Origin of the sequence: Pseudomonas sp. 2957 (genome assembly GCF_031456345.1) — a bacterium.
In the GTDB taxonomy this organism is placed as follows: domain Bacteria; phylum Pseudomonadota; class Gammaproteobacteria; order Pseudomonadales; family Pseudomonadaceae; genus Aquipseudomonas; species Aquipseudomonas siliginis.
In genome coordinates, this window is record NZ_JAVDUL010000001.1 from 342,525 (window position 1) to 367,400 (window position 24,876).

Genomic DNA, 24,876 nt, shown 5'->3' on the forward strand with positions numbered 1-24,876 from the left:
ATCTTTTGCCCCTTCGGCAGGCTTCGTTACGGGATCGATCCGGGGGTGGGAGCGTAGCGACCGTACGACGCAGTCGTACACAGCGAGTGTAGGTGCAGCGAAGCCAACCGGAGCCGCTGCGCCCGGATCGGTCCCGTAACGAAGGTACCCCGAGCTCCAGCGAGCGGGCCGTACGCCGGGGCAAAGCCTTTTGGGTTACCTTTTCGGCGTTTGGAAAAGGTGACTCGCTGTAAGAGCGAAACCGCCAGCGGCAGCACCCGCAGCAACGGATATGCCCCCAATCCAAAAAACAAAAAAGGCGCGATTCCAAAGAATCGCGCCTCCTTCACAAGCAACAATCGATCAACTACCCAAAGCCTTCGAAGCCAACCAGAACAACCCGGCCGACAGCGCCACGGTCGCTGGCAAGGTCAACACCCAGGCCAGCAGAATAGTCTTGACCGTGCCACCCTGCAGGCCGCTTTTATTGGCAACCATGGTCCCGGCCACACCCGAAGACAACACATGAGTGGTCGACACCGGCAGGCTGAAAATGTTGGCCATGCCGATCAGGCTGGCTGTGGTGATCTGCGCCGACATGCCCTGGGAATAGGTCATGCCCTGCTTGCCGATCTTCTCGCCAATGGTCAGCACCACACGCTTCCAGCCGACCATGGTGCCCAGGCCCAGTGCCAGGGCGACCGCCAGGATCACCCAGAACGGGGCGTATTCAGTGGTGGTGGTCAGGTCTTTGCGCAGCTTGTCGAGGTCAGCCTTTTCACGGGCTTCCAGGCCTGGCAGCTTGCCGACTTTCTTGGCCGTGTCGTCCAGGCAGAGCAGGTAGCGACGCACTTCGATGCGGCTGTCCGACGACAGCGAATGGTAGTCCGCTACACCTTTGAGGGTATGCAGCAGGGCGGTGATGGTCGGTTCGGTCTGCTGCGGGTTGCAGCGGAACTTCTCCGGCAGGTCGCCTTCCACGCTCTTGCCCAGGGCCAGGAATTCACCCAGCGAATCGGCGTTGCGCTGGTAGAACTGGCTCAGGTGCAGGGTCGCGTCGCGGGTGCGTTCGATCTGGTAGGTGGTGCTGTTCAGATCGAGTACGAACTGCGCCGGGACAATACCGATCAGCACCAGCATGATCAGGCCGATGCCTTTCTGGCCGTCGTTGGAACCGTGCACGAAGCTCACGGCCATGGCCGAGATCACCAGGACCAGACGATTCCAGAACGGCGGGTGCTTTTTGTCGTCGATCTTGCGGCGCTGTTCCGGCGTCTTGTGCATCTTCGACAGCGGGCGCCACCATTTCAGGCCGATCAGCACCAGCGCGGCGATGAGGAAGCCGGCCATCGGCGAGAACACCAGCGAGGCGCCGATGTCGATCGCTTTCTGCCAGTTCACGCCATCTCTCAACGGAATGTCGTTGATCAGTGCGTTGGCCAGGCCGACGCCGAGGATCGAGCCGATCAAGGTGTGCGAGCTGGAAGCCGGGATACCGAAGTACCAGGTGCCCAAATTCCAGGCGATTGCCGCGGCGAGCAACGAGAACACCATCGCCAGGCCATGGCCGGTGTTCACATTGATCAGCAGCTCAACCGGCAGCAGGTGGACGATGGCATACGCCACGCCAACGCCGCCCAGCAGCACGCCGAGGAAATTGAACACACCGGAAAAGAACACCGCCAGGTGTGGCGGCATGGCTTTGGTGTAGATAACAGTGGCTACCGCGTTAGCGGTGTCATGAAATCCATTGATGAACTCGAAGGCGAGGACAAACGTCAGGGCGAGCAAGAGGCTCACAAGCACCCAAGCATCCAGTCCGCTGAATAAATCGATCATGAAGGTTTTCTGACCCGGTCGTAAGGGGGCGCGATTATGCCAGAAAAGACAGGAAATCGATGCCCCGTCTGCTCACTGGTCACACCCTTCTTCGATTTAATTTGTTGCAGGGCGTGAAAACCAAGCAGCACGCAGGGTTTTTCAACTACTTGATTTTATTGAATAAACTATATTTTCGAGCCGTTTTTTCAGACATCGCAAAGGCTCAAACGCTTGTCTGAAATATCTCTGAAACCTGTGGGACGCTCGTTCATAAGCCCCAGAACAGCGATGCAGCCGCTGCCCGCAGATAGCGGGCGCGCGAGGTGTCGTCTTCCACCGCGCTGTGGCTCAGGCGGACGCCGACTTTCGAATGCTCAACCGCCGTGGCTCATGGCTCTTCGGCTTTGAGTTCCTTTTCGATCTTTTCGATTTCCTGCTTGAACACCTGATCCTGAACAGTAGGGCGCTTGCGCCATGCCTTGCGTTCCGGTTCCGGCTGAGCGGCGTAGGTGGTGACTTCCCCGCCGTAAACTTCCTTGTAACGTTGTTCCTGGCGCTCTAGTTCCGCGCGCAGTTCGTCTTTTGTCACGGTGCTACCTGTATGAGTTGAATTGAATATCCGGTGAAACACACTGCAACGAGTCAATTGAGCGAACCCGCCAGTCATCCACAGCCCGATCAGGCGCGGAGACATTGCAGAGGCGATCAAGACTTCCGTGTTACAGGCGGCTACGGCACCAGATAAAAACTGACGCAGCATCAGTTTCCTGTTTCAGCGAGCGCTGGCGTTGCATGTGTGATGGGCGCCGGGCGCTGGCCGGAGCTGAGACGAAGGACCTCGTTTCAGCAAGTCGCGGGCTTTTGATTAAAGCGCCGCGACTAGGGTGCATTATAGCGGCCGATTCGGGAATGACTATCTTTGCCAAGTTAAAAACGGTTCTGAATGTGTGAGGGTTTTGTTACCGGCAACTTTTACCGCTAGTTAAGTGTAAAGACCGCGTTATAGAACAGGCGTTCTGTTTTTGGCGCCATTAACTGGAACAACTAAGTTGCGAGCAGAATCGCTAAAGCTGCCTCGAGGATGAAGAGGAGGGCGGGGCACTGGATTGCGATTATCGGTCGGCGGTTCGATAATCGCCCAATGTTGGCGCCGCGATGCTTGTGCATCGCGCGGCGAGCCGTTTGACTAGGCATCGATGTGTGCCGGACAAGGACAAGAAATGAACGATCAAATGCGCAACTCCTTCACGTCGGTGGCGCCGCCCATCGTCGCCTCGCCGGCCAAGCGCATTCAGGCGCTGACCGGTGATCCGGATTTCATGACGTCCCTGGCCCGTGGTCTGGCGGTGGTGCAGGCGTTTCAGGAGCGTAAACGCCACCTGACCATCGCGCAGATCAGTCATCGCACGGAAATTCCCCGCGCCGCCGTGCGCCGTTGCCTGCACACGCTGATCAAACTCGGCTACGCCACCACCGACGGGCGCACCTATTCGCTGCTGCCGAAAGTGCTGACCCTCGGCCACGCCTATCTGTCCTCAACCCCGCTGGCCGTTTCCGCACAGCCGTATCTCGACCGTATGAGCGAGCAACTGCACGAAGCCTGCAACATGGCGACGCTGGAGGGCGATGACATTCTCTATATCGCTCGCTCGGCAACCACGCAGCGGCTGATTTCGGTGGACCTGTCGGTGGGCGGTCGTTTGCCGGCGTACTGCACGTCGATGGGGCGGATTCTGCTAGCGGCACTGGATGACACTTCACTGGGCGAATACCTCGACCATGCCGAACTGGTGGCCAAGACCAGCCGCACCATCCACACCCCCGACGCTTTGCTCGAATGTTTGCAGCAGGTGCGGCAGCAGGGCTGGTGCATTGTCGATCAGGAACTGGAACAGGGCCTGCGCTCGATCGCCGTTCCGGTGTACGACGCCTCTGGGCAAGTGGTCGCCGCGCTGAATGTCAGCACCCACGCCGGGCGAGTCAGCCGCGCCGAGCTGGAGCAGCGCTTCTTGCCCGGCCTGCTCAGCGCCAGCCGCGACCTCAGTGCGCAGTTGTTCGCCTGAGGAAGCTGTTCGATAAACGCACAGTGTTGCGTTTATCGAATTGACGCTAAAACCCTCGGATCATTAATGTCGCGGCAGCGTCATCCGGCGCTGAAGTGAATGAGCTCGCCGGACTGTCGACCCCATAATAATGACAAGAGGCAACTCACCATGCGCTCGCTCCCCGACTGTCCGTATCCCACCCGTTGTTGCCGGGTTCACCGCAACGCCTGATAACAACCTTCTATTCTTGTGACCGTGCCTTCCTTTGGCCGGCCGCCGTTCGACTGCGTTTTTTGCGTGGAATAAAAATAATGAACCAGCCTCAGTCCGCTGTGGGTAACTGCCTCGATGTGCAGACCTTCATCAACGCCCAACCGATCTCGCGCTATCAGTGGCGGGTGGTGATCCTGTGTTTCCTGATCGTATTTCTCGACGGCCTCGACACCGCCGCCATGGGTTTCATCGCCCCGGCGCTGTCGCAAGACTGGGGTATCGACCGCGCCAGCCTCGGCCCGGTGATGAGTGCCGCGCTGATCGGCATGGTCTTCGGTGCACTCGGCTCCGGCCCTCTGGCTGACCGCTTCGGGCGCAAAGTCGTACTCGTCGGCGCGGTGATTCTGTTCGGCGGCTTCAGCCTGGCCTCGGCCTACAGCACCAACGTCGAGCAACTGCTGGTGTTGCGCTTCCTCACCGGCCTCGGTCTCGGCGCGGGCATGCCCAACGCGACGACGCTGCTTTCGGAATACACACCCGAGCGCAAGAAGTCGCTGCTGGTGACCAGCATGTTCTGCGGCTTCAACCTCGGCATGGCCGGCGGCGGTTTCATCTCGGCAAAACTGATCCCGGCGTTCGGCTGGCACGCGCTGTTGATGATCGGCGGGATCCTGCCGCTGATCCTCGCGGTGGTATTGGTGTTCTGGCTGCCGGAGTCGGCGCGCTACCTGGTCGTACGCAACCGTGGCACCGACAAAGTACGCAAGACCCTGGCACCGATAGATCCGGTTACCGTTGCCCAGGCTGCGAGCTTCAGCGTGCCGGAACAGAAAACCGTCAAGGCGCGCAATGTCTTCGCGGTGATCTTCTCCGGCACTTACAGCACCGGCACGCTGCTGTTGTGGCTGACCTATTTCATGGGCCTGGTGATCGTATACCTGCTGACCAGTTGGCTGCCGACGCTGATGCGCGACAGCGGTGCGAGCATGGAACAGGCCGCGTTCATCGGCGCGTTGTTCCAGTTTGGCGGCGTGTTGAGCGCGGTCGGGGTGGGCTGGGCGATGGACCGCTTCAATCCGCACAAGGTCATCGGCATTTTCTACCTGCTGGCCGGGGTGTTTGCCTACGCGGTAGGGCAAAGCCTGGGCAACATCACCTTGCTGGCGACGCTGGTGCTGGTGGCAGGCATGTGCGTCAACGGCGCGCAATCGGCGATGCCGTCATTGGCCGCGAGGTTCTACCCGACTCAAGGCCGCGCGACCGGTGTGTCGTGGATGCTCGGCATCGGCCGCTTTGGCGCGATTCTTGGGGCGTGGATGGGCGCAACCTTGCTCGGCCTGGGCTGGAATTTCGAGCAAGTGCTGACCGCGCTGGTGATCCCGGCGGGGTTGGCGACGGCGGCGGTGTTGATCAAGGGCATGGTCAGTCATGCGGATGCGACCTGAATCGGGCGCAGATCGTTATTGAACAGGCTGGCCCCTTCGCGAGCAGGCTCGCTCCCACATTCTGGAATGCATTCCAAGGTGGGAGCGAGCCTGCTCGCGAAGCTTTTGATCTGATTGTTAGCTGAACAACAATCCGTTCGATAAACGAACACTCAGTCGATTATCGGATTGTTTGGCGATTTTCCCGAGCTTAATCTTCAGTGACTCCGGCGCTGAACCTCGCGCCTTTTTATCACTGGCGATTCCTTACAAGAACAGGAGCCCGCTCCATGGCTGAGATCCTTTCGCTGCACGACGCGGTGAAGCAATTCGTCAACGACGGCGACACCGTCGCCCTCGAAGGCTTCACTCACCTGATCCCTACGGCAGCGGGTCATGAAATCATTCGTCAAGGCAAGAAAGATCTGACGCTGGTGCGGATGACGCCTGACCTGATCTACGACCAACTGATCGGCGCCGGTTGCGCGCGCAAACTGATTTTCTCCTGGGGCGGCAACCCGGGTGTGGGTTCGCTGCACCGTCTGCGTGACGCGGTCGAAAAGCAGTGGCCACACGCGCTGGAAATAGAAGAACACAGCCACGCCGACCTCGCCAACGCCTACGTCGCCGGCGCGTCCGGGCTGCCGTTCGCGGTGCTGCGTGCCTACGCCGGTTCCGACCTGCCGAAGGTCAATCCGCTGATCAAAACCGTGACCTGTCCGTTCACCGGCGAAGTGCTGGCGGCAGTGCCATCGGTGCGCCCGGACGTCACCGTGATCCACGCGCAAAAGGCCGACCGCAAAGGCAACGTGCTGCTCTGGGGCATTCTCGGTGTGCAGAAAGAAGCCGCGCTGGCGGCCAAGCGCTGCATCGTCACGGTGGAAGAGATCGTCGATGACCTCAACGCACCGATGAACGCTTGCGTACTGCCGACCTGGGCCTTGAGCGCGGTCTGCCACGTGCCGGGCGGCGCGCATCCGTCCTACGCCCACGGTTACACCGAGCGTGACAATCGTTTCTATCAGGCGTGGGACCCGATCGCTCGCGACCGTGAGACGTTTACCGCGTGGATCAACGAATACATCCATGGCTGCGCTGACTTCAGCGAATTCCAGGCCAAATTGGCCGCTGCTTCGGAGGCCAAGTAATGACTTACACCACCAATGAAATGATGACCGTCGCGGCGGCCCGGCGCCTGAAGAACGGCTCGGTATGCTTCGTCGGCATCGGCCTGCCATCGAAAGCCGCCAACCTCGCGCGCCTGACTTCATCGCCGGACGTGGTGCTGATTTACGAATCCGGCCCGATTGGCGCTAAGCCGAGCGTACTGCCGCTGTCCATCGGTGACGGTGAGCTGGCCGAGACCGCCGACACCGTGGTGCCGACCGGTGAGATTTTTCGCTATTGGTTGCAGGGCGGGCGCATCGACGTTGGCTTCCTCGGCGCCGCGCAGGTCGACCGTTTCGGCAACATCAACACCACCGTGGTCGGCGACTACCACGCGCCGAAAGTGCGCCTGCCGGGTGCCGGTGGCGCGCCGGAGATTGCCGGTTCGGCGAAAAGCGTGCTGATCATCCTTAAACAGTCGGCGCGTTCGTTTGTCGACAAACTCGATTTCATCACCTCGGTCGGTCACGGCGAGGGCGGCGATTCGCGTAAACGTCTCGGCCTGCCGGGCGCCGGGCCGGTGGGGATCATCACCGACCTGTGCATCATGGAACCGGAGGAGGGCACCCACGAATTTGTGGTCACCGCGCTGCATCCGGGCGTGACCCGCGAGCAAGTGGTCGCCGCCACCGGTTGGGCGATCCGTTTTGCCGACTCTGTTGAAACCACCGCTGAGCCGACCGAAGTCGAGCTGACGGCGCTGCGTGATCTTGAAGCGCGCACCGCTGCCGCCCACGGTCAGGCACCGGGAGAAGCATGATGCGTGACGTGTATATCTGCGACGCGATTCGCACCCCCATTGGCCGCTTCGGTGGCGCATTGTCCGCCGTGCGCGCCGACGACCTGGCCGCCGTGCCGATCAAGGCCCTGATGGAGCGCAATCCATCGGTGGACTGGAATGCCGTCGATGAGGTGTTCCTCGGCTGCGCCAATCAGGCCGGCGAAGACAACCGCAACGTCGCACGCATGGCATTGCTGCTCGCCGGCCTGCCGGACAGCGTGCCCGGCGTTACGCTCAATCGCCTCTGCGCTTCGGGCATGGACGCGATCGGCACCGCATTCCGCGCTATCGCCAGTGGCGAGATGGAGTTGGCGATTGCCGGTGGCGTCGAGTCGATGTCCCGCGCGCCATTCGTGATGGGCAAGGCCGACGCGGCGTTCTCGCGCAACATGAAGCTGGAGGACACCACCATCGGCTGGCGTTTCATCAACCCGCTGATGAAGGCGCAGTACGGCGTCGATGCCATGCCGCAAACCGCTGACAACGTCGCCGACGACTATAAGGTCTCGCGCGCAGATCAGGACGCCTTTGCCTTGCGCAGTCAGCAACGTACCGCCGCCGCGCAGGCCGCCGGTTACTTCGCCGAAGAAATTGTTGAAGTACGTATTGCCCACAAGAAGGGCGAAACCGTGGTCAGCCAGGACGAACATCCGCGCGCCGATACCACGATTGAAGCGTTGACCAAGTTGAAACCGGTCAACGGCGCAGACAAAACCGTCACCGCCGGCAATGCCTCCGGGGTCAACGATGGTGCTGCTGCGCTGATTCTGGCTTCGGCCGAAGCGGTGAAAAAACACGGCCTGACCGCCCGCGCGAAAGTGCTCGGCATGGCCAGCGCCGGTGTCGCACCACGGGTGATGGGCATCGGCCCGGTGCCGGCGGTGCGCAAACTCGCCGAGCGCCTTGGCGTCGCGGTCAGCGATTTCGACGTGATCGAGCTCAACGAAGCGTTCGCCAGCCAGGGCCTCGCGGTATTGCGCGAGTTGGGTCTGGCCGACGATGCGCCGCAGGTCAACCCGAATGGCGGCGCGATTGCCCTCGGTCACCCGTTGGGCATGAGCGGTGCGCGGCTGGTGCTGACCGCCCTTCATCATCTGGAAAAGACTGGCGGCAAGAAAGGTCTGGCGACCATGTGCGTTGGTGTTGGCCAGGGTCTGGCCCTGGCCATCGAACGTGTCTGACGCGCTGCGGCACTTACAAGAACTGAGGAAAGCGAAATGACTGACAAGCCTGGTTACCGTCGCCCACAGGCAGGCACTCAGCCTGACTACCTGCACCCGACGTATCAATCCACCAACCTGCGCTCGCCGTCCAAGCCGTTGGTGCACCTGCCCCATTCACTCTCGGAAATCACCGGGCCGACCATCGGCGCCGAACACGTTGCCGAGAAGGACAATGACCTCACCGCTCAGCACGACGGCGAGCCATTGGGCGAGCGCATCATCATACACGGCCGTGTGCTCGACGAAGACGGCCTGCCGGTGCCGGGGATTCTGGTGGAGATCTGGCAGGCCAATGCCGCCGGCCGCTACAACCACGCCCGCGACCTGCACGACGCGCCGCTGGACCCGAACTTCACCGGCACCGGCCGCACCGTCACCGATGCCGATGGCTGGTACCAGTTCCAGACCATCAAGCCCGGCGCCTATCCGTGGGGCAACCACCACAACGCCTGGCGCCCGGCGCACATCCACTTTTCCCTGTTTGGGCCGAGCATTCTTACGCGTCTGGTCACGCAGATGTACTTCCCCGGCGACCCGCTGCTGGCGTATGACCCGATCTACAACTGCGTGCCGGACACTTCGGCCAAGGAACGCCTGATCGCCAGTTTCGATCTGGAAAAAACCATTCCGTCCTACGCCCTCGGTTACCGCTGGGACATCGTGCTGCGCGGCCGTGAAGCCACGCCGATGGAGAAATAAGATGACGCTCTATGCGACCACGTCCCACACCGTCGGGCCGTATTACCACATCGGCCTGACCTGGCTGAACCGCGAAACCCTGGCCAACGAGCTGACCCTCGGCGAGCGCGTGGCAATCACCGGCCAAGTGGTGGATGGCAATGGCGATGTCGTCAACGACGCCATGCTCGAAGTCTGGCAGGCCAACGCCGCCGGCAAGTACGACCACCCGGAAGATCAGCAGGACAAACCGCTCGACCCGAATTTCGAAGGCTTTGGCCGGGTACCGGTGGACGCTGAAGGGCGCTTCCGTTTCACCACGATCAAACCGGGCACCGTGCCGGGGTTGAAAGGCTCGACCCAAGCGCCGCATCTGGTGGTGCTGGTGTTTGCCCGTGGTCTGGTCAAGCATTTGCTGACGCGGATTTATTTCGAGGGCGAACCGGCAAACGTTGCTGACCCGTTGCTCGAGTGCGTGCCGGCGGAGCGTCGCCAGACGTTGCTGGCCAAGGCGGATGCGTCGGGTGTGTACCAGTGGAATGTAGTTCTGCAGGGCACCGATGCCGAGACGGTGTTCTTCGATTATTGAGAGAACACCCCAAATCCCCTGCAGGACAGAGTCCCTGTGGTGAGGGGATTTATCCCCGCTGGGCTGCGAAGCAGCCCCAAAAACCAGTCGGCGCGGTATTCAGATGAACCGCGTGTATCTGATTTGCGAGTGCTTCGCACTCGAGCGGGGATAAATCTCCTCGCCACAAAGGCTGATCCATACGTGGGTGATGATCCGATGCGGAACGGGACTGTTGCAAAGTATGTCTAGACTGTGACTGTCCCTATCGAGTGAAAAACAATGACAACCACCACCTCCCACTACACCGGCGAAGAGCGCAGCAAGCGCATCTTTGCCATCGTCGGCGCTTCGTCCGGCAACCTCGTCGAATGGTTCGACTTCTACGTCTACGCCTTCTGCGCGATCTATTTTGCCCCGGCGTTCTTCCCTTCCGATAACCCCACTGTGCAACTGGTCAACACCGCTGGCGTATTCGCCGCCGGGTTCCTGATGCGGCCGATTGGTGGCTGGATTTTCGGCCGGGTCGCTGACAAGCACGGGCGCAAGAACTCGATGCTCATCTCGATTCTGATGATGTGCTTCGGCTCGTTGCTGATCGCCTGTTTGCCGACCTACAAGGACATCGGCGTCTGGGCGCCAGTGCTGTTGCTGTTTGCGCGTTTGCTGCAAGGTCTGTCGGTCGGCGGCGAGTACGGCACCACCGCGACTTACATGAGCGAAGTCGCGCTCAAGGGCCAGCGCGGATTCTTCGCTTCGTTCCAGTACGTGACGCTGATTGGCGGACAACTGCTGGCGGTGTCGCTGGTGGTGGTGCTGCAACAGTTCCTCACTGAAGAAGACCTGCGTGCCTACGGCTGGCGGATTCCGTTCGTGGTCGGTGCGGTGGCGGCGCTGATTTCGCTGTTCCTGCGTCGTTCGCTGAAGGAAACCACCAATAAGGAAACCCGTGCGCATAAAGACGCCGGCAGCATCACTGCACTGTTCCGCGATCACAAAGCGGCGTTCATCACCGTGCTCGGCTACACCGCTGGCGGCTCGCTGATTTTCTACACCTTCACCACCTACATGCAGAAATACCTGGTGAACACCGCCGGGATGCACGCCAAGACCGCCAGCTACATAATGACCGGCGCGCTGTTCCTGTATATGTGCATGCAGCCGTTGTTCGGCATGCTCGCCGACAAGATCGGCCGGCGTAATTCGATGCTCTGGTTCGGCGCGCTTGGCACGCTGTTCACCGTGCCGATTCTGCTCAGCCTGAAAAGTATCAGCAGCCCGTTCCTCGCCTTCGTGCTGATCACCCTGGCGCTGGCGATCGTCAGTTTCTACACCTCGATCAGCGGGCTGGTGAAAGCCGAGATGTTCCCGCCGGAAGTCCGCGCGCTTGGTGTCGGCCTGGCTTACGCGGTGGCGAATGCAATCTTCGGCGGTTCGGCGGAATTCGTTGCCTTGAGCCTCAAGGCTGGCGGCATGGAAAACGCCTTCTACTGGTACGTCACGGCGATGATGGCGGTGGCTTTCCTGTTCAGCCTGCGTTTGCCCAAGCAGGCGAAGTATTTGCACCACGATCTGTAAACCCATGTGCGCGGGCTGCGAGGCCCGCGCCGGCAAGGACTGTTTATGACTCAGCGACCGGGCAATCAATTGTTCGATGCCTACTTCACCGCCCGCGATATGCGCGAAGTGTTCTGCGATCAGGGCCGGGTGCAGGCGATGCTTGATTTCGAAGCGGCGCTGGCCCGGGCCGAGGCGCGGGTCGGGCTGATTCCTTCATCGGCCGTGGCACCGATTGCCGCAGCGTGCGACGCGGGCCTGTATGACTTCGCGGCGCTGGGCGAGGCGATTGCCACGGCCGGCAATTCGGCGATTCCACTGGTCAAGGCCTTGGGCAAGCAGATCGCCTCGAGCGATGCCGAGGCCGAGCGCTATGTGCATCTGGGTGCGACCAGCCAGGACGTGATGGATTCCGGGCTGGTCTTGCAATTGCGCCAGGCGCTGGCGCTGATCGAAAACCAACTGGCACAACTGGCCGACTCGCTCGCCGCTCAGGCACAACGTTTCGCCGCCACGCCGCTGGCCGGGCGCACCTGGCTGCAACACGCGACGCCAGTGACCCTCGGTATGAAAATCGCCGGTTGGTTGGGCGCCGTGACGCGCAGCCGTCAGCGTCTGCAACAACTGAAGCCACGGCTGCTGGTGCTGCAATTCGGTGGCGCCTCCGGCACGCTCGCGGCGCTGGGGGAACAGGCGTTGCCGATTGCCGAAGCCTTGGCCGAGGAACTGCAACTGACCCTGCCCGAGCAACCGTGGCACGCCCAGCGTGACCGCATCGTCGAGTTCGGCGCGGTGCTTGGCCTGATCGCCGGCAGCCTCGGCAAATTCGGCCGCGACATCAGCCTGTTGATGCAGACCGAAGCAGCGGAAGTTTTTGAGCCAGCGGCACCGGGCAAAGGCGGGTCGTCGACCATGCCGCACAAGCGCAACCCGGTCGGCGCGGCGGTGCTGATCGGCGCGGCCACGCGGGTGCCGGGGCTGGTGTCGACGCTGTTCAGCGCGATGCCGCAGGAGCACGAACGCAGCCTCGGTTTGTGGCACGCCGAATGGGAAACCTTGCCGGAGATCTGCTGCCTGGTGTCCGGTTCGCTGCAACAGGCGCGTTTGCTGGCCGACGGTCTGGAAGTCGACGCGGCGCGCATGGCCCGCAACCTCGAACTGACCCAAGGCCTGGTGCTGGCCGAAGCGGTGAGCATCGTCCTCGCCCAACGCGTCGGCCGCGACACCGCGCATCACCTGCTCGAACAATGCTGCAAACGCGCCGTGGCCGAGCAGCGCCATCTGCGTGCGGTGCTGGCTGACGAGCCGCAAGTCACCGCCGAACTCAGTGGCGCTGAACTCGATGATCTTCTGAACCCCGCGCATTACCTTGGCCAGGCGCAAGCCTGGGTCGAGCGCGCGGTGGCTGAACACAACGCTTTGAATGTCTGAAGGAGAGGGCTGTGGCTTTCGTTCAACTCGCCGATGGCGAACTGCACTATCAAATAGAAGGCCCGGCCGCTGCGCCGGTGCTGGTGCTGTCCAACTCGCTGGGCACCGACCTGCACATGTGGGACGCGCAGATGCCGGCGTTCACCGAGCATTTCCGCGTGCTGCGTTTCGACACGCGCGGCCATGGGCAATCGCTGGTCACCGAAGGGCCGTACAGCATCGAGCAGTTGGGCCATGACGTACTCGGTCTGCTCGATGCGCTGCATATCGAGCGCGCGCATTTCTGCGGGCTGTCGATGGGCGGGCTGATCGGTCAGTGGCTGGGGATCAACGCAGGCCATCGTCTGCACAAATTGATCGTGTGCAACACGGCGGCGAAAATCGGCGATCCGTCGGTATGGAATCCACGCATCGAAACCGTGTTGCGTGACGGCCCGGCGGCGATGGTCGCACTGCGTGATGCCTCGATTGCGCGCTGGTTCACCCCAGACTTTTCCGCAGCGCATCCCGAGGCGGCGAAGAAGATTACCGACATGCTCGCCGCGACCAATCCACAAGGTTATGCGGCCAACTGCGCGGCCGTGCGAGATGCCGATTTTCGTGAACAACTGGCTTCGATCAACGTGCCGTTGCTGGTGATTGCCGGCAGCGAAGATGCGGTGACGCCGCCGTCCGGCGGGCACTTCATTCGCGACCATGTGCGCGACGCCGAGTACGCCGAGTTCCATGCGGCGCATTTGTCCAACGTGCAGGCCGGCGCCGATTTCAGCGACCGTGTGCTGGCGTTTTTGCAGGCTCAGTGAGGAAGATTTTGTGGACGAGAAACAACGTTACGACGAAGGCATGCAAGTCCGCCGCGCGGTGCTGGGCGATGCCCACGTTGATCGCAGCCTGACCACGCTGACCGAGTTCAACTCGGAATTCCAGGAGATGATCACCCGCCACGCATGGGGCGACATCTGGACCCGCCCGGGCCTGCCCCGCCATACCCGCAGCCTGATCACCATCGCCATGCTGATCGGCATGAACCGCGAGGGCGAACTGAAACTGCACCTGCGCGCGGCGGCCAATAATGGTGTGAGCCGGGGCGAGATCAAGGAAGTGATCATGCAGAGCGCAATCTACTGCGGCATACCGGCGGCGAACGCGACGTTTCATCTGGCCGAATCGGTGTGGGATGAACTCGGGGTTGAATCCCGCGAGTGAGGTTGTTGCACTGACGCCTTCGCGAGCAGGCTCGCTCCCACATTGGAATGCATTTCCCTGTGGGAGCGAGCCTGCTCGCGAAAGCGGTAGCGGCCGTAACGAATCACACCCTGGCGACAATAAATATTCGCTTGAATGCAAACAACGTATGCCCATCCCCCTCCTGCGGATAATGCTCATGCACCCGCATCAGGTAGTGATAGATATACCGCGCCTGTTCCGCTGAACTCAACGCCTGCATCACCGGCCGCAGCGCCGAGACCTTCACCCAGTCATACACCGGCGACTTGCCGTCAACCACCTGCAACTGCTCGGTCTCCCAGATATCCAGCGACGTAGTCATGGGCGCGAGCAACCGATAGTAATCCTCCAGTGCCAATAACGGCCGCGCCGCCATGCGCTGGCGCAGTTCAGGTGTGCCCAGTGGTGTGCCACCGGGGCCGCCGTTTTCGAGGGTGTCGAGCATCAGCCGATACCACAGCGCATCGCGCCAGTCCGGCATGTGCGCCGCCAGACAGCCGCCGGGATTCAGATAACCGAGCAGGCGCGGCAGCAGTTTTTCATGGCCTTCGATAAAGTGCAGCACGGCGGCCGCGAACAGCAGATCCGCCGGCTGCTCAGGTTGCCAATCAAGCAGGTCGCAATGTTTCCACAGCGCCCGGATCGGCAGGCAGCGTGCCTCATCGAGCATCTGCGCGGAGCTGTCGACGCCCTGCAACTGCGCGCGCGGCCAGCGTTTGGCCAACAACTGCGTGGCAATGCCGGTGCCGCAGCCCAGATCGTAAATGCGTTGGGGGTTTTGCAGTTCGATACGGTCGAGCAATTCGTTGACCGGACGTTGTCTGAGACGGGAAAACTGCTGGTACGCCTTGGCGTCCCAATCGGGTGCAGTGGTGCGGCGCGTGATCATGAGGTGATCCTCCGGTGATCAAATGGTGTCTTCCGATGACAACCTGGTGCACAGCTGGAGACCGACTACGAAACGGAAGCGTGAAGGGTTGGAGCACCTGAGTCCTTCAGGTTTGCTCACTGTAACCGCCGCCCGCAAAAGCGCTACATGGCCTGACCAATGACATGCATCTGTGATGGGAATCAAATGTGGGAGCGAGCCTGCTCGCGAAGGCCATTTCATATTCGACACAGATGTCGACTGAAGCAGCGCTTTCGCGAGCAGGCTCGCTCCCACAGTGGAGCATGTTTGGTTAAAGCAGGCTGATCGGGTAGCTGACGATCAATCGGTTCTCGTCGAACTCGTTGTTGCTGAAGTCGCGGCGCATGGTCGAGTTGCGCCATCTGACGTTCAAATCCTTCAAAGTCCCGCTCTGCACCGTGTAACCGAGTTCCGATTCGCGACCCCATTCCTTGCCGTCGGTGATCGTCCCGGTGTGCACGTTGTCGCCGCTGATGTAGCGGTTCATCAGGGTCAGGCCGGGGATGCCCATGGCGGCGAAGTTGTAGTCGTGGCGCAGCTGCCAGGAGCGTTCCTGAGCGTTGTCATAACTGGCGTTGTAGCTGTCGTTGGCCAGGGTGCCGCCGCTGGTGCCATTGACGCGCATCCAGGCGCTGTCGCCGGTGAGTTTCTGCAGGCCGAGGTAGAACGTGTTGCCGCCGTACTTGGCCGAAAACATCCCGTACCAGGTCTTGTTGTCCAGATCGCCGGCACGCGCGCTGCCATCTTCCTTGCCGTAGAAAAAGCCGAGGTTGGCGCCCAGCGTCCAGTCGCCGAGCGGCTGACTGTGCAGCACATTGAGGTACTGCTGGCTGTAGATGTCCTTGAGTTGCGCATTCCATAAGCCGATCTGTGTGCGCTTGTCGTTGAACAGGTATTCGCCGCCCTGGAAGTTGAAACGGTCAGAGGTGAACGCGGCTTTGCCGGTCATCGACATGTCGCTCATGCTGCTGTCGTCGCGCGGGCTGTTGGCGCGGAACTGGCCGCCATAGAGGGTCAGGCCGGCGATTTCCTTGGAGGTGATCTGGCCGCCACGGAAGGTTTGCGGCAGCGAGCGACCGTCGTCCGAACGCAGAATCGGCAATACCGGCATCCACTCGCCGACCTTGACCTCGGTCTGCGAAAGTCTTGCCTTGAAGGCGACGTTGGTGCGACCGAAGTTGTCCGCCGGGCGGCCGTCATGGTCCAGCGGCAACAACTGCGTGCCGCCCGTGCCTTTACCGCCATCGAGCTTGATCGAATACAGCCCGAGTACGTCCATGCCGAAACCGACGGTGCCTTGGGTAAAGCCGGATTTGGCGTCGAGGATGAAACTCTGCGTCCATTCTTCAGCCTTGCCCTGGGTTTTGGTCGGGTTGGTGAAGTTGCGGTTGATATAGAAGTTGCGCAGGTTGAGGTTGACCTTGGCGCCTTCGATGAAGCCGGCTTCTTCGGCGCTTGCCGGCAGGGCCAGACCGGCGATGGCCAGGGCGATCACAGCGGGCAATGCGTAGGGCACAGGGAAAACTGTCATGGACTTGGGTCTCTCTTGTTTTTTTAGGGCGAACGGCTGCGCTGTCGCGGCGGGTGCGGCGCAGGCAACGTGATGCAGGTCTGAGATGCAGCGGTGGCGGTCAGCCGGGCGGGGCAGGGCGCTGGAGCATGGTGTCGAACCTTGTTGTTATTGGTTTTCTGGTTCGAATGGTGAAGGGACTGTGTGTTCAGGTTCAATTGCTGAAAGCGGGTTTTGGGCGGTTATCGAACAGCAAAAGATCGCAGCCTTCGGCAGCTCCTACAGGGCAACGCATTTCAAATGTAGGAGCTGCCGAAGGCTGCGATCTTTTGATCTTCAGAAAACAAAAAGCCCACCAATAAGGTGGGCTTGATGTATTCAGCCGAGGATCAGAACAGCTTCATCTTCGGCGCTTCTTCTTTCAGCGCTTCGTTCTGCGCGGTCTGCGCATTCCAGCCACCACCCAGGGCCTTGTACAGGTTGACCGCACTGGTCAACTGCGCGAGGCGGTCGGTGATCAGCGCTTGTTGTGCGCTGAACAACTGACGCTGGGCATCGAGGAAGGTCAGGTTGCTGTCGACGCCTATGCGATAGCGACGTTCGGCCAGGCGGTAGTAATCCTGGTTGGCCTGAACGAAGTCACGCTGCGCTTGCAGCTGCTCGGTGTAGGTCTGGCGCGCGGCCAGGCCGTCGGCGACTTCCTGGAAGGCCGTTTGAATCGACTTTTCGTAGTTCGCCACGCCAATGTCCTTCTGGATCTTGGCGTAGTCGAGGCTGGCGCGCAGGCTGCCGGCGTTGAAGATCGGCAGGTTGATCTGCGGCTGGAACAGCCACGTCCCCGAACCGCCCTTGAACAGGCCGGACAGATCCGGGCTCAGGCTGCCCGCGTTGGCGGTCAGGCTGATGCTCGGGAAGAACGCTGCACGGGCCGCGCCGATATTGGCGTTGGCCGCCTTCAGGTTGTACTCGGCCTGGAGGATGTCCGGACGACGTTGCAGCAGGTCCGAAGGCAGACCGGCCGGTACGTCGCTGAGCAGATCATCAGACAGCGGTTTGGCAGCTTGCAGATTGGCCGGGATACCGGTGCCGAGCAGCAGGGTCAGGCTGTTTTCGTCCTGCGCGACCTGGCGGGTATAACGCGCCAATTGTGCCCGGGCGTTTTCCACGGAAGTGCGCGACTGTGCCAGATCCAGCGCCGAGGCCACACCGACTTCGTTGCTGCGGCTGGTCAGCTTGTAGCTTTCTTCGAAGGCACCGAGGGTGTCCTGCGTCAGCTTGAGCAGTTCCTTGTCCGCTTGCCAGGTCAGGTAGGCATTGGCGACGTTGGCGACCAGACTTATCTGGGTGCTGCGGCGTGCTTCTTCGGTAGCGAAGTACTGTTGCAACGCTTGCTCGCTCAGGCTGCGCACCCGACCGAACAGGTCGAGTTCGTAGGCGCTGACGCCGACGGTGGCGGAATACGAACTGCTGATCATCGACTCGCCGGTCTGCGAGGCACGGGCCGGCAGACGCTGGCGGCTGCCGGCGGCATTGGCCGACACTGCCGGGAACAGGTCGGCGCGCTGGATGCGGTACTGCGCCGCGTAAGCGTCGATGTTCAGCGCCGCGACACGCAGGTCGCGGTTGTTTTCCAGGGCGACCTGGATCAGCTGTTGCAGGGCAGGGTCATGGAAAAACTGCTTCCAGCCCTGTTCGGCAGCGGCTTGCGCCGGAGCCTGGGCCGGCGAATATGCCGGCCCCTGCGGGTACTGGCCTGCGACCGGAGCCTCAGGCTGCTGATAGTCAGGTATCAGCGAGCAACCGCTCAGCACGAAGGCGGCGACTGCGATGGAGAGTAGCGACTTGCTCATTGGCCAGCCTCTTTAGGAGTTTCAGTAGTCTCATCCGCGTCGGTCTTTTTACGCTGACCGATGGACGACACAGTAACGAAGAACAGTGGGACCCAGAAGATCGCCAGGATCGTGGCCGTGAGCATACCGCCAATCACGCCGGTACCGATCGCGTGCTGACTGCCTGAACCGGCGCCGGTGGAAATCGCCAGCGGCACAACACCGAGAACGAAGGCCAGCGAGGTCATGATGATCGGGCGCAGACGCATGCGGCAGGCTTCGATTGCCGCCTCGCGCAGGCTGCGTCCCTGTTCATGCAGTTCCTTGGCGAATTCGACGATCAGAATGGCGTTTTTAGCCGCCAGACCGATGGTCGTCAACAAGCCCACCTGGAAGTACACGTCGTTGGACAGACCGCGCAGGCTGGTAGCCATCAGTGCACCGATGATCCCCAGCGGTACCACGAGCATGACCGCGATCGGAATCGACCAGCTCTCATACAGCGCCGCCAGACACAGGAACACCATCAGCAGCGACAGGGCGTACAGCGCTGGCGCTTGCGAGCCGGACAGACGTTCCTCGTAGGACAGACCGGTCCAGGATATACCGACACCGGCCGGCAGCTTCTTGGCAATCGCTTCGACTTCAGCCATCGCTTCACCGGTGGAGTAGCCCGGCGCCGGAGCCCCGAGGACCTCGACCGCTTCCACACCGTTGTAACGCGCCAGTTTCGGCGAACCGTAGACCCACTCACCCTTGGCGAACGCCGAGAACGGAACCATGGTGCCTTCGGCGTTGCGCACGTACCACTTCTTCAGGTCTTCGGGGCTCATGCGCGAATCCGGCTGGCCCTGCACGTAGACTTTCTTCACCCGACCACGGTCGATGAAGTCGTTGACGTAGCTACTGCCCAGCGCGATCGACAGGGTGTTGTTGATATCGCTGATGGTGATGCCGAGGGCACTGGCCTTCTCGTCGTCGATTTCCAGCTGGAACTGCGGCTCATCGTTCAGGCCGTTCGGACGCACTTGGGTCAGCACCTTGCTTTGCGCCGCCATGCCAAGGAACTGGTTGCGCGCTTCCATCAGTTTTTCGTGACCGATACCGGCGCGGTCTTGCAGGAACACGTCGAAACCGGTGGCGTTACCCAATTCCAGAACCGCTGGCGGGGCGAAGGCAAACACCATCGCGTCACGGAAACTGAAGAAGTGTTGCTGGGCACGCGCGGCGAGCTTGAACACGCTGTTGTCGGCGTTACGTTCGCCCCACGGTTTGAGCATGATGAACGCCATACCCGAGCTCTGCCCACGGCCGGCGAAGTTGAAGCCGGTCACGGTGAACACCGAAGCCACCGCGTCCGCTTCACCACCGTCCTTGTTCGGACGCAGCAGGTACTCACGCATTTCATCCACGACCACCTGCGTGCGCTGGGCACTGGAACCGGCCGGGGTCTGCACTTGGGCGAACAGTACGCCCTGGTCTTCTTCCGGCAGGAACGCGGTCGGGATGCGGGTGAACAGCCAGATCATGCCGACGACGATCAGCAGATACGCCAGCAGGTACGGCGCCTTGCGGGTCAGCATATTGCCGACGCCGCGCTCGTAGCTGCGCACGCCACGGTCAAAGTTACGGTTGAACCAGCCGAAGAAACCTTTCTTCGGAGTACCGTGCTCGCCTTTCGGAATCGGCTTGAGCATGGTCGCGCACAGCGCCGGGGTGAAGATCAGGGCAACCAGCACCGACAGGGCCATCGCCGAAACGATGGTGATCGAGAACTGCTTGTAGATCACACCAGTGGAGCCGCTGAAGAATGCCATCGGCAGCAGTACCGCCGAGAGTACGAGGGCGATACCGACCAGTGCGCCCTGGATCTGGCCCATGGATTTCTTCGTCGCTTCCTTCGGTGACAAGCCTTCTTCGCTCATCACCCGCTCGACGTTTTCCACCACGACGATGGCATCGTCCACCAGCAGACCGATGGCCAGCACCATGCCGAACATGGTCAGGGTGTTGATGCTGAAACCGGCGGCGGCGAGGATGCCGAACGTACCGAGCAGTACCACCGGCACGGTCATCGTGGTGATGACGGTGGCGCGGAAGTTCTGCAGGAACAGGAACATCACCAGGAACACCAGAGCGATCGCTTCGACCAGGGTGTGCACCACGCCTTTGATCGACTCGGTCACCACCGGAGTGGTGTCGTACGGGAACACCACTTCCATGCCTTGCGGGAAGAACGGCTTGAGGCTGTCGATAGTGTTGCGCAGCGCTTTGGCGGTATCGAGGGCGTTGGCGCCGTTGGCCAGTTTCACCGCCAGACCGGACGCCGGGCTGCCGTTGAACTGGGCACTGATCGCGTAGTTCTCGCCGCCGAGACCAACTTCAGCCACGTCTTTGAGGCGAACCTGCGAGCCGTCCTTGTTGACCTTGAGCAGGATTTCCTTGAACTGCTCGGCGGTCTGCAGACGGGTCTTGCCGATGATCGTCGCGTTCAGTTGCTGGCCCTGCACGGCAGGCAAGCCACCGAGCTGACCGGACGACACCTGGACGTTCTGCGCAGCAATGGCGTTCTTCACGTCGACCGGGGTCAGGTTGAAGTTGTTCAACTTGGCCGGGTCGAGCCAGATACGCATCGCGTACTGCGCACCGAAGACCTGGAAGTCACCGACACCGGCGGTGCGCGAGATCGGGTCCTGCATGTTCGACACGATGTAGTTGGACAGGTCGTCCTTGCTCATGCTGCCGTCACGCGAAACCACGCCGATCACCAGCAGGAAGTTCTTCACTGCCTTGGTCACGCGGATACCCTGTTGCTGCACTTCCTGCGGCAGCAGCGGGGTGGCCAGGTTCAGCTTGTTCTGAACCTGGACCTGCGCGGTGTCGGAGTTGGTGCCTTGCTCGAAGGTCGCGGTGATGGTCATGCTGCCGTCGGAGTTACTTTCCGACGACACATAACGCAGGTTGTCGATACCGTTGAGCTGTTGCTCGATGACCTGGACCACGGTGTCCTGCACGGTTTGTGCGGACGCACCCGGGTAGGTCACCTGGATCGCAATGGCCGGTGGCGCAATGCTCGGGTATTGGTTGATCGGCAATTTCAGGATCGAAAGTGCCCCGACCAGCATGATCACCAGGGCGATTACCCAGGCGAAAATCGGACGGTCGATGAAGAATTTTGACATGGGTTACTCCCCTTTGCCGCCGGCGGCTTTGTCAGCTGCCTGTGCGGGGGCCGGGTTCTTGGTGCCGACGTTAGTCGCCTCGGTCGCTTTGACCTCGACGCCCGGTTTGACGTACTGCAGCCCTTCGGTGATCAGACGATCGCCGGCTTTCAGGCCGTCTTCGATCAACCACTGGCTGCCGACAGTGCGGCTGGCCTTGAGCTGACGCAGTTCGACCTTGTTGTCGGCGCCGACCACCAGTGCGGTCGGGGTGCCTTTGAGGTCGCGGGTCACGCCTTGCTGTGGCGCGAGGATCGCTGCGCTGTTGACGCCGGCCTGCAACTGGGCGTGGACGAACATGCCTGGCAGCAGGGTGTGATCGGGGTTGGGGAACACTGCGCGCAGGGTCACCGAGCCGGTGGTCTGGTCAACCGAGACTTCGGAGAATTCCAGCTTGCCGTCGAGCTTGTACTGGCTGCCGTCTTCCAGGGTCAGCTTGACTGCGGCGGCGTTGTCGCCAGCCTTCTGCAGACGGCCACTTTCCAGTTCGCGGCGCAGTTCCAGCAGTTCCACCGACGACTGGGTGACGTCGACGTAGATCGGATCGAGCTGCTGAATCACTGCCATTGCATCGGCCTGGCCATTGCTGACCAGTGCGCCTTCGGTCACCGAAGAGCGGCCGATACGGCCGGAGATCGGCGCATAGACCTTGGTGTAACGCACGTTGATCTGCGCAGTCTGAAGCGACGCTTCCGATTGCAGGCGGTTGGCCAATGCGGTGTCGTATTCCTGACGGCTTACGGCTTGCTCATCGACCAGTTGCTTGTAGCGGTCGGAGATCGACTTGGTCGAACGCAGGTTGGCTTCGGCACTTTTCAGCGTCGCTTCATAGACCGACGGATCGATCTGATAAAGCTGCTGACCGGCTTTGACGTCGGCGCCTTCCTTGAACAGACGCTTGAGAATGATGCCGTTGACCTGCGGGCGAACTTCAGCGATGCGGAACGCACTGGTGCGGCCCGGAAGTTCCGAGGTCAGGGTAAAGGCTTGTGGTTGCAGGGTGACGACGCCGACCTGAGGGGGCGGAGCGGCAGGGGCCGCTTCTTCCTTTTTACATCCGCTGAGCAGCGATGCCAGGGCGACGGCAGTGACCAGAGCGGTAACAGCTGGCTTGAATTGCATGAAGATCCTCGGGTCAGGCGCGCATGAAGCGCACAAGAAGTGTGAAAGAGTAAAAATCGGGCACCGGGTGGATAAGTAGCTTGCTAAGTAATATACTTACGTTCATGGTTGTTTGTAAACACCTGCGCCGCGTACCCACCCTGATACAAAAGTCGTGGCAAGGTTTGAAATTGTAGGCCGGGGAGTCGATTCACGAGAGATCGCCCCCTCTTTATTCAGCGGATATTCAGCCATCCCTGAAACATCCTGTTTGAGGTTTTACTGCCATGGTCCGTCGTACCAAAGAGGAAGCTCAGGAAACCCGCAGCCAGATTCTGGAAGCGGCCGAGAAAGCCTTTTATGAAAGGGGGGTTGCCCGCACCACCCTGGCGGACATCGCGACCCTCGCCGGCGTAACGCGTGGCGCCATCTACTGGCATTTCAGCAACAAGGCCGATCTGGTCCAGGCGATGCTCGACAGCCTGCACGAACCGCTGGATGAACTGGCCAAGGCCAGCGAAAGCGAGGACGAACCGGACCCGCTGGGCTGCATGCGACAGTTGCTGATTCATTTGTTTCATCAAGTTGCACTGGACCCGAAAACCCGGCGCATCAACGAAATTCTGTTTCATAAGTGCGAGTTCACCGATGAAATGTGCGATCTGCGCCAGCAGCGCCGGACGGCCAGTCTCGATTGCAATCTGCGCATCGGCCTGACCCTGCGTAATGCGGTGAATCGCGGCCAGTTGCCGGAAGACCTCGACACTGCCCGCGCGGCCATCAGCATTCATGCCTACATCGACGGCCTGCTGTACGGCTGGCTGCTGGCCCCGGACAGCTTCGAACTGCACGCCGAGGCTGAACGCTGGGTCGACACCGGGCTGGACATGCTGCGCCTGAGCCCAAGCCTGCGCAAATGAAACAAAATGCGCAATTGCCCGGCAGGATGTCAATCAGCCGCCATGGCTGATCATCGCGGCGGGGAGTTTAAACGTAGCGAGTCGTGGATTTTGTAGGGAAATTGTGTCGCTGTTGTTAAACGGTGTTTGCTTGCGCTCGTCCTGCGCCAATAGCAAAAAGCCCCTGACTCTTAAAAGTCAGGGGCTTTTTCATTTCTGCGCTACAGCCTGATTACAAGGTCGGATAGTCGATGTAGCCGACCGGACCCTTGCCGTAGAAAGTCTCCGGATGCGGCTCGTTCAACGGCGCATCGGCCTGCAAACGTGCCGGCAGGTCCGGGTTGGCAATGAACGGCACGCCGAACGCTACGGCGTCTGCCTTACCGCTGGCCAGCCACTCGTTGGCGCTTTCCTTGGTGAACTTCTCGTTGGCGATGTACGGGCCACCGAAAGCTTCTTTCAGTTGCGGGCCGAGGCTGTCGGCGCCTTCTTTTTCGCGCGAGCAGATGAACGCGATGCCACGCTTGCCCAGTTCACGGGCGACGTAGGTGAAGGTCTCGGCAAGGTTGTCATCGCCCATGTCATGGGAGTCGGCACGCGGTGCCAGGTGCACACCAACGCGGCCAGCGCCCCAGACTTCGATCGCGGCGTCGGTCACTTCCAGCAGCAGGCGCGCACGGTTTTCCAGCGAGCCGCCGTACTGGTCGGTGCGCTGGTTGGTGCTGCTTTGCAGGAACTGGTCGAGCAGGTAGCCGTTGGCACCGTGGATTTCCACGCCGTCGAAACCGGCGGCCTTGGCGTTCTCGGCACCGGTGCGGTAGGCGTCGACGATGTCGGCGATTTCAGCGGTTTCCAGGGCGCGCGGCGTTGGGTAGTCGGCCAGCGGGCGGACCAGGCTGACGTGGCCCTTTGGCTGGATGGCGCTTGGCGCAACCGGTGCTTCACCGTTCAGGTACGAAGGGTGAGAAATGCGGCCAACGTGCCACAGTTGCAGGAAGATCTTGCCGCCGGCGCCGTGAATCGCCTTGGTCACGTTGGCCCAGCCACGCACTTGATCGTTGGACCAGATGCCCGGGGTGTCCGGGTAGCCGACGCCCATCGGCGTTACCGAAGTGGCTTCGCTGAGGATCAGGCCGGCCGAGGCGCGTTGTACGTAGTATTCGGCCATCAGCGCGTTCGGCACACGACCTTCGTCGGCGCGGCAGCGGGTCAGCGGGGCCATGATGATGCGGTTGTTCAGCTCGATGTCGCCGAGTTTGATCGGGTCGAAAATAGTCGCCATGTCTAAAAGC

At 61.2% G+C, this 24,876-nt stretch carries 20 protein-coding genes; 12 read left to right on the forward strand and 8 right to left on the reverse strand.

The annotated features are described in order from the left end of the window. Nucleotides 1-342: 342 nt before the first annotated feature. Entirely contained in the window at nucleotides 343-1,818 is a 1,476-nt protein-coding gene (locus J2Y39_RS01570; RefSeq protein ID WP_016771345.1) for an inorganic phosphate transporter, read from the reverse strand. A gap of 370 nt (nucleotides 1,819-2,188) precedes the next feature. Then, nucleotides 2,189-2,389: a hypothetical protein gene (locus J2Y39_RS01575; RefSeq protein WP_008080067.1), complete on the reverse strand. Its 201-nt coding sequence runs from the start codon at nucleotides 2,387-2,389 to the stop codon at nucleotides 2,189-2,191. A 631-nt stretch (nucleotides 2,390-3,020) separates the two neighbouring features. Here J2Y39_RS01575 and pcaR point away from each other — a divergent pair. The 11 genes from pcaR to pcaC all read left to right on the forward strand — a co-directional run bounded on the left by pcaR (nucleotide 3,021) and on the right by pcaC (nucleotide 14,093). Next, nucleotides 3,021-3,863: a pca regulon transcriptional regulator PcaR gene (gene pcaR, locus J2Y39_RS01580; RefSeq protein WP_016771343.1), complete on the forward strand. Its 843-nt coding sequence runs from the start codon at nucleotides 3,021-3,023 to the stop codon at nucleotides 3,861-3,863. 293 nt (nucleotides 3,864-4,156) lie between these two features. Further along, complete coding sequence (locus J2Y39_RS01585; RefSeq protein WP_073475852.1) at nucleotides 4,157-5,503, forward strand: MFS transporter; 1,347 nt, start codon at nucleotides 4,157-4,159, stop codon at nucleotides 5,501-5,503. Between the two features lie 269 nt (nucleotides 5,504-5,772). Then, entirely contained in the window at nucleotides 5,773-6,630 is an 858-nt protein-coding gene (locus J2Y39_RS01590; protein WP_024011937.1) for a CoA transferase subunit A, read from the forward strand. After that, nucleotides 6,630-7,409 (forward strand): CoA-transferase subunit beta, encoded by a 780-nt coding sequence (locus J2Y39_RS01595; RefSeq protein ID WP_016771341.1) that lies wholly within the window; start codon nucleotides 6,630-6,632, stop codon nucleotides 7,407-7,409. The genes J2Y39_RS01590 and J2Y39_RS01595 overlap by 1 nt, the downstream gene beginning before the upstream one ends. Then, a complete protein-coding gene (pcaF, locus tag J2Y39_RS01600; RefSeq protein ID WP_191622378.1) occupies nucleotides 7,406-8,611 on the forward strand; it encodes a 3-oxoadipyl-CoA thiolase in 1,206 nt (401 codons plus the stop codon). The genes J2Y39_RS01595 and pcaF overlap by 4 nt, the downstream gene beginning before the upstream one ends. 36 nt (nucleotides 8,612-8,647) lie before the next feature. After that, nucleotides 8,648-9,352, forward strand: coding sequence for a protocatechuate 3,4-dioxygenase subunit beta (gene pcaH / locus J2Y39_RS01605; protein WP_041478916.1), 705 nt, complete (start codon nucleotides 8,648-8,650; stop codon nucleotides 9,350-9,352). A gap of 1 nt (nucleotide 9,353) precedes the next feature. Beyond that, nucleotides 9,354-9,920 carry a protocatechuate 3,4-dioxygenase subunit alpha gene (gene pcaG, locus J2Y39_RS01610; RefSeq protein WP_076566302.1) on the forward strand — a complete coding sequence of 189 codons (567 nt, stop codon included), beginning with the start codon at nucleotides 9,354-9,356 and terminating at the stop codon, nucleotides 9,918-9,920. 261 nt (nucleotides 9,921-10,181) lie between these two features. Continuing rightward, nucleotides 10,182-11,477, forward strand: coding sequence for an MFS family transporter (locus J2Y39_RS01615; RefSeq protein ID WP_041478914.1), 1,296 nt, complete (start codon nucleotides 10,182-10,184; stop codon nucleotides 11,475-11,477). Between the two features lie 45 nt (nucleotides 11,478-11,522). Continuing rightward, nucleotides 11,523-12,887, forward strand: a complete 1,365-nt coding sequence (locus J2Y39_RS01620) for a 3-carboxy-cis,cis-muconate cycloisomerase (RefSeq protein ID WP_150636440.1) — start codon at nucleotides 11,523-11,525, stop codon at nucleotides 12,885-12,887. Nucleotides 12,888-12,898: 11 nt separating this feature from the next. Then, nucleotides 12,899-13,690: a 3-oxoadipate enol-lactonase gene (pcaD, locus tag J2Y39_RS01625; protein WP_310214661.1), complete on the forward strand. Its 792-nt coding sequence runs from the start codon at nucleotides 12,899-12,901 to the stop codon at nucleotides 13,688-13,690. A 10-nt stretch (nucleotides 13,691-13,700) separates the two neighbouring features. Beyond that, on the forward strand, nucleotides 13,701-14,093 hold the full coding sequence (gene pcaC / locus J2Y39_RS01630; RefSeq protein ID WP_007917093.1) for a 4-carboxymuconolactone decarboxylase: 393 nt from the start codon (nucleotides 13,701-13,703) through the stop codon (nucleotides 14,091-14,093). Between the two features lie 103 nt (nucleotides 14,094-14,196). Here the strand turns inward: pcaC and J2Y39_RS01635 are convergent, their stop codons facing one another. The 5 genes from J2Y39_RS01635 to emhA form a co-directional block, all read right to left on the reverse strand. Next, entirely contained in the window at nucleotides 14,197-15,003 is an 807-nt protein-coding gene (locus tag J2Y39_RS01635; RefSeq protein WP_310214663.1) for a methyltransferase domain-containing protein, read from the reverse strand. Between the two features lie 292 nt (nucleotides 15,004-15,295). Beyond that, on the reverse strand, nucleotides 15,296-16,555 hold the full coding sequence (locus tag J2Y39_RS01640) for an OprD family porin (protein ID WP_217864176.1): 1,260 nt from the start codon (nucleotides 16,553-16,555) through the stop codon (nucleotides 15,296-15,298). A gap of 368 nt (nucleotides 16,556-16,923) precedes the next feature. Then, complete coding sequence (emhC, locus tag J2Y39_RS01645) at nucleotides 16,924-18,384, reverse strand: efflux RND transporter outer membrane subunit EmhC (RefSeq protein WP_024011945.1); 1,461 nt, start codon at nucleotides 18,382-18,384, stop codon at nucleotides 16,924-16,926. Continuing rightward, the gene (gene emhB, locus J2Y39_RS01650; protein WP_041478908.1) at nucleotides 18,381-21,545 is read right to left on the reverse strand and encodes an efflux RND transporter permease subunit EmhB; all 3,165 of its coding nucleotides are present in this window, start codon (nucleotides 21,543-21,545) and stop codon (nucleotides 18,381-18,383) included. Before emhB ends, emhC begins: the two co-directional genes overlap by 4 nt. Nucleotides 21,546-21,548: 3 nt before the next feature. Next, a complete protein-coding gene (gene emhA / locus J2Y39_RS01655; protein WP_039762673.1) occupies nucleotides 21,549-22,706 on the reverse strand; it encodes an efflux RND transporter periplasmic adaptor subunit EmhA in 1,158 nt (385 codons plus the stop codon). A gap of 266 nt (nucleotides 22,707-22,972) precedes the next feature. Here emhA and emhR point away from each other — a divergent pair, with 266 nt between their 5' ends. Then, nucleotides 22,973-23,605 carry an efflux system transcriptional repressor EmhR gene (emhR, locus tag J2Y39_RS01660; RefSeq protein ID WP_016771330.1) on the forward strand — a complete coding sequence of 211 codons (633 nt, stop codon included), beginning with the start codon at nucleotides 22,973-22,975 and terminating at the stop codon, nucleotides 23,603-23,605. A 211-nt stretch (nucleotides 23,606-23,816) separates the two neighbouring features. Here emhR and J2Y39_RS01665 read toward each other — a convergent pair whose 3' ends face one another. Beyond that, complete coding sequence (locus tag J2Y39_RS01665) at nucleotides 23,817-24,866, reverse strand: alkene reductase (protein ID WP_016771329.1); 1,050 nt, start codon at nucleotides 24,864-24,866, stop codon at nucleotides 23,817-23,819. Between the last annotated feature and the right edge of the window lie 10 nt (nucleotides 24,867-24,876).

Excerpts from the sequence above, each read along its gene's own strand:
- J2Y39_RS01570 (WP_016771345.1), bottom strand. The coding sequence starts at position 1,818 with ATGATCGATTTATTCAGCGGACTGGATGCTTGGGTGCTTGTGAGCCTC.
- pcaR (WP_016771343.1), top strand. The coding sequence starts at position 3,021 with ATGAACGATCAAATGCGCAACTCCTTCACGTCGGTGGCGCCGCCCATC.
- J2Y39_RS01585 (WP_073475852.1), top strand. The coding sequence starts at position 4,157 with ATGAACCAGCCTCAGTCCGCTGTGGGTAACTGCCTCGATGTGCAGACC.
- J2Y39_RS01590 (WP_024011937.1), top strand. The coding sequence starts at position 5,773 with ATGGCTGAGATCCTTTCGCTGCACGACGCGGTGAAGCAATTCGTCAAC.
- J2Y39_RS01595 (WP_016771341.1), top strand. The coding sequence starts at position 6,630 with ATGACTTACACCACCAATGAAATGATGACCGTCGCGGCGGCCCGGCGC.
- pcaF (WP_191622378.1), top strand. The coding sequence starts at position 7,406 with ATGATGCGTGACGTGTATATCTGCGACGCGATTCGCACCCCCATTGGC.
- pcaH (WP_041478916.1), top strand. The coding sequence starts at position 8,648 with ATGACTGACAAGCCTGGTTACCGTCGCCCACAGGCAGGCACTCAGCCT.
- pcaG (WP_076566302.1), top strand. The coding sequence starts at position 9,354 with ATGACGCTCTATGCGACCACGTCCCACACCGTCGGGCCGTATTACCAC.
- J2Y39_RS01615 (WP_041478914.1), top strand. The coding sequence starts at position 10,182 with ATGACAACCACCACCTCCCACTACACCGGCGAAGAGCGCAGCAAGCGC.
- J2Y39_RS01620 (WP_150636440.1), top strand. The coding sequence starts at position 11,523 with ATGACTCAGCGACCGGGCAATCAATTGTTCGATGCCTACTTCACCGCC.
- J2Y39_RS01635 (WP_310214663.1), bottom strand. The coding sequence starts at position 15,003 with ATGATCACGCGCCGCACCACTGCACCCGATTGGGACGCCAAGGCGTAC.
- J2Y39_RS01640 (WP_217864176.1), bottom strand. The coding sequence starts at position 16,555 with ATGACAGTTTTCCCTGTGCCCTACGCATTGCCCGCTGTGATCGCCCTG.
- emhC (WP_024011945.1), bottom strand. The coding sequence starts at position 18,384 with ATGAGCAAGTCGCTACTCTCCATCGCAGTCGCCGCCTTCGTGCTGAGC.
- emhB (WP_041478908.1), bottom strand. The coding sequence starts at position 21,545 with ATGTCAAAATTCTTCATCGACCGTCCGATTTTCGCCTGGGTAATCGCC.
- emhA (WP_039762673.1), bottom strand. The coding sequence starts at position 22,706 with ATGCAATTCAAGCCAGCTGTTACCGCTCTGGTCACTGCCGTCGCCCTG.
- emhR (WP_016771330.1), top strand. The coding sequence starts at position 22,973 with ATGGTCCGTCGTACCAAAGAGGAAGCTCAGGAAACCCGCAGCCAGATT.
- J2Y39_RS01665 (WP_016771329.1), bottom strand. The coding sequence starts at position 24,866 with ATGGCGACTATTTTCGACCCGATCAAACTCGGCGACATCGAGCTGAAC.